This window comes from Candidatus Termitispirillum reticulitermitis (assembly GCF_054655775.1).
Genome location: NZ_BAAIHG010000080.1, coordinates 1 through 4381 on the forward strand (window position 1 = coordinate 1; position 4381 = coordinate 4381).

The following is a 4381-nucleotide window of genomic DNA, read 5'->3' on the forward strand; positions in this document are numbered from 1 at the left end:
GGTGGGGAAAGAGGTTGATTTAGTGCTTGAAAACAGCAATGGCGAAGTGCTGAAAGTGTCAACAGTAAAGACTTTACTGGGTTAAAAGAACTAAAAGTCACCTCTGATAACAAGTTTCAAGGTGGGATAGTAATCTATACAGGCAATGAAACTGTTCCTTGCGGGGATAAACTTTGGGCTATACCGCCTTGCTATCTGTGGAATGAAAGCTATTTATTCCCTACTTGACAACATCGTTCACACGTATTATACTAATAAAGTAATGTTATTTGGGGGTGCTCGGTTTCGACGGGGCACTGAGGGTTTTGGGAGCATGCCAAGGACCGTGACCTTGTAAAAACGCGGACAATTATAAACGCAGAAGAAGATTACTCTTTAGCGCTTGCTGCCTAAGTGTAGCACATCTTTGGTTGCGGTTTCGCCTGTGGCGGACTAGAGGTGTAAAATTAGCAGGCTGGTTAGATGGTTTGCCCTGCGCCGTCTAATAAGATTTAGGGGCTATTATCAAGCTTAGCTCGGCTGTAAGCGTAGCTTGAATGAAACTTAAATGCAGCATAAGCATGTAGTTGCCTTTAGCTGTAGGTTCTTCGGACGAGGGTTCGATTCCCTCCACCTCCATTTTCTATTCTGCATACGATAAAATTCTTTGGAGTATTGCTGAATATAGACTTAATATCGTTTTTGTCAACATGTCTTAACTCGCCCTGTCTTTGCGTATCTTCATTGCGGGGGTGTCTATGCGCCAGATGCCGCTAACTTGATAAAATCTGTAAGGATATGCATTTTGGATTGGTCTTATAATAGTTGTCGTCTGCAGGTATTGGCTGATTACACGGAACGTGCCAGAGTGAGCGACAATCAAAACCGGTATATTCATCTGTTGAATGCTAGCAAGTGCCCGCAAAACGCGCTCAGTAAAGGTTGTCCACCGCTCAACGCCCATATCATCTAAAATATAGCTGTCAATGGTGCTCTTGTCCTTACCCGCTAGTTTGCCCCAGTGCCGCTCCTCTAAGTCGTCTAGGGTGATTACTCGCACGTCTTCTCTGTTTTCTAGGATTTTCTCCGCCGTCTGAACCGCTCGCTTCATAGGGCTTATTATGCAACTACGTATATCAATATTAGTCATAGCCAGTGCTGCTAGGCTAGCCTGCGACTCCCCTAGAGCATTTAACGGAACGTCAAGCTCGCCTGTAACAAAGCCGTTCGCATTGTATTCGGTCTCCCCATGACGGATGAAATAAAACTCATTGCTGAATAGGGGGATTCTAAGCTTCATAGACTACGTAATCACCCTCTTGTATTCTGCGTTTGATGTGTTTTTTGATTATATCGCGCCTAAATGCTGGTATCTTATCAATAAACAGCACACCCTCAAGGTGGTCTATCTCGTGCTGTAAGATTCGTGCTAGCTGCCCCTCAGCATCTACCTCACGCACAGAGCCTGTCTCATCCATCGCGCGCACCTTTAGTCTGGCAAACCGCTTTACGGGACAGTATTCCCCTGGCAGCGACAAACAGCCCTCATCGCCTACTATCTCACCATTAGCCTCTAAAATTTCTGGATTCACATATACTTGCGTCTTGTGAACCTCTGCGTTGCTACCGCCCTCATCTAACACCACTATGCGCAAATTACGCCCCACCTGCGGTGCTGCAACGCCATAAGCCTGCATACTATACAGGGTATCGGTCATATTTTTTATCAGTTCTGATATTTCCTCTGTAATGCCCTTAACGGGGATAGACTTCTTCCGCAAGCTCGCAGCGGGATACGTCACTATATCCAATACCATAGGACTAACTCAGTCCTGCGAGGGTTATCCCCGCCCTTTCTTTAAGCTGCCCCACAGACATCAGCGGGACAAACTGGTCTAACTCAGGTCCCTTTGTGCGCCCAGTGAGAGCCACCCGCACAGCCATATATAGTGCCTTGCCCTTTGCTCCGCTCTCCTGCCCTATAGCTTTTATGTGCTCTTTATACCAGACAAGGTCTATATGAGCGGGTGCTTCGTCTAGGTGTGCCAAAAAAGCCGTAATTACGCCCTTTGACGTAGGTAGATTCAGTATTTCCAGTGCCTCTGCGTCAGGTCTCGGCATTGGACGGAAATAAACTGCTGTGTATTGAACTATATCAGCCAGTAGCTCTAAATTATCACGCACCGATGCGACAATCTTTTCCAGCAGGTTATTATCAAAGTCATCGTGTATATACCCCGCCTCTAGCAGGTATGGTTTAGCTAACGCTGTAATGCGCGCTATATTTCCAGAGCGTATATAGATACCGTTCATCCATTTTAGTTTGTCAAAGTTGAACACTGCCGCACTTGTTGACACTCTGTCAAAACTAAACTTCTGAATTAGTTCGTCTATTGTAAATATCTCCTGCTCGCTCCCATCAGACCAAGAAAGCAATGCCATAAAGTTTATCAACGCCTCAGGCAGATAGCCTTTAGAGCGAAACTGCTCAACACTAGTGTCCCCGTGTCGCTTTGAGAGCTTTTCTCTATCGCCACCTAATATCATTGGGATATGGGCAAACTTGGGAATATCATAGCCTAGTGCCTCAAATAGCAGGATATGTTTAGGGGTGTTAGATAGGTGGTCGTCCCCGCGGACTACATGCGTAATATGCATCAGCGCATCATCCACCACCACACCGTAGTTATATATGGGCACGCCGTTCGGACGCACTATGATAAAGTCGCCAAACGCACTTGTAGGGAAATGCACGTCTCCTTTGACTATATCGTGGACTACAACATCGTCTTTCTGTATCTTAAACCTAACAGACGGTTTTTCGCCAGCAGCTATGCGTTTGCTCGCATCTGCGGAGCTAATACTGCGACATTTTCCGTCATATATAAACTGTCTGCCCTGCCGCTTTGCATCCTCACGCTTTGCCTCAAGCTCTTCGTTAGAGCAGAAACAATAGTAAGCATCACCCGATTCAATCAGCTTGTCAGTTAACTTTTGGTATATTTCAAGGCGTTCTGTCTGCCTGTATGGTCCATACTGTCCGCCCTTGCCGCCAGCACCTTCGTCCCAGTCAAGACCCAACCAGTGCATATCCTCGTAGATAGTTTGTTCGCTAGTCTCGCTGGAACGCTCTAAATCGGTATCCTCTATGCGCAACACAAACGTCCCGCCTATATTGCGAGCGAATAGATAGTTGAATAGAGCCGCACGCACATTGCCAACGTGCAAGTGCCCTGTAGGGCTGGGGGCAAAACGAACGCGAACGCCCATAGTTTCAGCACTCATAGCACCCATTACTTCACCAGCATATTCATTATATCTACGTATTTACTGGACGCTTTATCTATAATATTTTGTGGCAGTGGCGGTGCAGGGGGTTGCTTATTCCAGCCTATATCTTCAAGATAGTTGCGAATTACCTGTTTATCCATACTATCCTGCTCCATGCCAACCTTATATGCCAGTTTAAGCCAAAATCTGCTAGAATCAGGTGTCAATGCCTCGTCTATTAGTATAATTTCGCCGTTAGGTAGCTTGCCAAACTCAAACTTAGTGTCAGCTATTATAATCCCCTTAGAGAAGGCATAATCAGCAGCAAACTTGTATAGTTCAAGCGTCTTGTCTCTCAAAAATTTGGCATCTTCTGCACCAATCATCTTAACAAGTCGCTCGTATGAGATGTTTTCATCGTGAGTGCCGACCGCTTCCTTAGTGGCGGGGGTGAACATAGGCTCCGACAAGCGTCCTGAAAGTTGCAAGCCACGTGGCAACTGAACTCCGCATACCTTGCAGTTAATCATATATTCTTTCCACGCAGAGCCTGTTATATGCCCGCGGGCAACACATTCCGCAGGGAAAGGTTGACACTTTTTAACGAGCATAGAACGCCCATTAAGTTTTGATTTATATGGGAGGATACTGGCGGGCATAGCATCAAAATCGTCAGTAATAAAATGGTTCGGGATTATGTGTGCCGTCTTCTCAAACCAAAACTTGGACAGGTTATGAAGAACTGCACCTTTTTCAGGTATCCCACTGCCTAAAATAACATCAAAGGCTGATACGCGGTCGGTAGTAACGATAAGCAACTTGTTGCCTAAGTCGTATATATCGCGAACCTTGCCACGCCCTAGTAGTTTTAACTCAGGGATTTCCGTTTCTTTAATAACAGGCGAAACATTAGCCATAGCATACCTCCCACAAGGCTACTATAAACTATAACCACATCACAAACAAAAGGCAAGTGAGAAAAAGGGGGCAAAAGCCCCCTTTTTCTTATATAGCGTAATATACTGCTTTTTTAACTTCTTCTTTTTTAGCTCTGGCTTCTGTCTCTGCTTTGGACTTACCGAAACTCCACTTGAAGCTAACCTCTGCTGTGTTCTCTGAATAGTCTCCCTTG

The 4381-nt window shown here is 45.7% G+C and carries 4 protein-coding genes and 1 other RNA gene; 1 reads left to right on the forward strand and 4 read right to left on the reverse strand.

All coding sequences use genetic code 11. From position 1 onward, the window contains the following. The first annotated feature begins 271 nt into the window (after nucleotides 1-271). Nucleotides 272-621, forward strand: a transfer-messenger RNA (tmRNA) gene (ssrA, locus tag AC1MDJ_RS06830). Nucleotides 622-694: 73 nt separating this feature from the next. Here ssrA and AC1MDJ_RS06835 read toward each other — a convergent pair. The 4 genes from AC1MDJ_RS06835 to AC1MDJ_RS06850 are packed head-to-tail and all read right to left on the reverse strand — an operon-like array spanning nucleotide 695 to nucleotide 4166. Then, on the reverse strand, nucleotides 695-1279 hold the full coding sequence (locus tag AC1MDJ_RS06835) for a histidine phosphatase family protein (protein WP_479690183.1): 585 nt from the start codon (nucleotides 1277-1279) through the stop codon (nucleotides 695-697). Further along, a complete protein-coding gene (gene def, locus AC1MDJ_RS06840) occupies nucleotides 1269-1796 on the reverse strand; it encodes a peptide deformylase (RefSeq protein ID WP_479690184.1) in 528 nt (175 codons plus the stop codon). The genes AC1MDJ_RS06835 and def overlap by 11 nt, the downstream gene beginning before the upstream one ends. A gap of 4 nt (nucleotides 1797-1800) precedes the next feature. Beyond that, nucleotides 1801-3273 carry a glutamate--tRNA ligase gene (gene gltX / locus AC1MDJ_RS06845; protein WP_479690185.1) on the reverse strand — a complete coding sequence of 491 codons (1473 nt, stop codon included), beginning with the start codon at nucleotides 3271-3273 and terminating at the stop codon, nucleotides 1801-1803. Then, nucleotides 3273-4166 (reverse strand): phosphoribosylaminoimidazolesuccinocarboxamide synthase, encoded by an 894-nt coding sequence (locus AC1MDJ_RS06850; protein WP_479690186.1) that lies wholly within the window; start codon nucleotides 4164-4166, stop codon nucleotides 3273-3275. The genes gltX and AC1MDJ_RS06850 overlap by 1 nt, the downstream gene beginning before the upstream one ends. Nucleotides 4167-4381: the final 215 nt, after the last annotated feature.

Bases quoted from the DNA above. Each gene is read 5' to 3' on its own strand.
- AC1MDJ_RS06835 (WP_479690183.1), bottom strand. From the start codon at position 1,279: ATGAAGCTTAGAATCCCCCTATTCAGCAATGAGTTTTATTTCATCCGT.
- def (WP_479690184.1), bottom strand. From the start codon at position 1,796: ATGGTATTGGATATAGTGACGTATCCCGCTGCGAGCTTGCGGAAGAAG.
- gltX (WP_479690185.1), bottom strand. From the start codon at position 3,273: ATGGGTGCTATGAGTGCTGAAACTATGGGCGTTCGCGTTCGTTTTGCC.
- AC1MDJ_RS06850 (WP_479690186.1), bottom strand. From the start codon at position 4,166: ATGGCTAATGTTTCGCCTGTTATTAAAGAAACGGAAATCCCTGAGTTA.